The following is an 866-nucleotide window of genomic DNA, read 5'->3' on the forward strand; positions in this document are numbered from 1 at the left end:
CCACGGCGAGCCTCGGCTCCTGACGTTCGCACAAGGCCGGTGCCGGTGGCGGGGCGGGGAACCGCGCCGCCCGCTCGTACGTGATGAGCCTCAGCATCGTCACGACCCAAGGACCTCCCGCTCATGCGTGCCCTCCCGATCCGCGTCGCCGCCCTCGCCGCCGCCCTGACCGCCGCCCTGGCCCTGACCTCCTGCGGCCACGACGGCGGCACCGAGGACAGCCACCGCGACACCGGCGACAGCGGCGACACCGGCAGCAAGAACACCGACGTCGCCGCCTGCCGCCCCGACGACGTCACCCTGACGGCCGGACCGGTCAGCGCCGCACCTGCCGCCGGGGACACCGGCCAGGTGCCCGTGACCCTGACCAACCGGGGCGCCCGGTGCTCCCTGCGCGGCTTCCCGGTCGTGCGGCTGAAGTCCGACAGCACGACGTGGGCCGTACCGGCCGACCGCACCAGCACGCCCCGGGACCTGACCCTCGCCACGGGCGACGCCGCCCTGTTCACCCTCACCTATGTGCGGGGGCGCGAGGGGGACGGGACGAGCCTGCCGGCCACCTCGCTGACGGTCGCGCTGCCCGGGACGGCGCACGGCACGTCCTTCTCGTGGTCCTACGGGCCGGTGGGGGCCACGGCGACCGCGGGCACACCGGACGCGTCGGTGACGGCGTTCCAGCTGGCCGGGGACTGAGCCGTCGCACCGGCGGCCGCTCCGGGGCCGCACCGGCCCGCTCCGACCCGCGCCTGCGGCCGGCACCCCGCCGTCCGCGTCCTACGGCAGCGGCCGACGCTCCGTCATCCGCGCCCGGTCGGCAGCCTCGGCGCCCTGCGCCCAGCCGGCCGCGTCGCTCACCCCGCGCAGAC

Annotated in this window: 1 protein-coding gene; it reads left to right on the top strand. The window is 77.4% G+C overall.

Translation table 11 applies throughout. From position 1 onward, the window contains the following. Positions 1-123 precede the first annotated feature (123 nt). The gene (locus IE178_RS35075) at positions 124-693 is read left to right on the top strand and encodes a DUF4232 domain-containing protein (protein WP_125500804.1); all 570 of its coding nucleotides are present in this window, start codon (positions 124-126) and stop codon (positions 691-693) included. Positions 694-866: the final 173 nt, after the last annotated feature.

The organism is Streptomyces griseoloalbus (genome assembly GCA_014650015.1).
Classification (GTDB): domain Bacteria; phylum Actinomycetota; class Actinomycetes; order Streptomycetales; family Streptomycetaceae; genus Streptomyces; species Streptomyces griseoloalbus.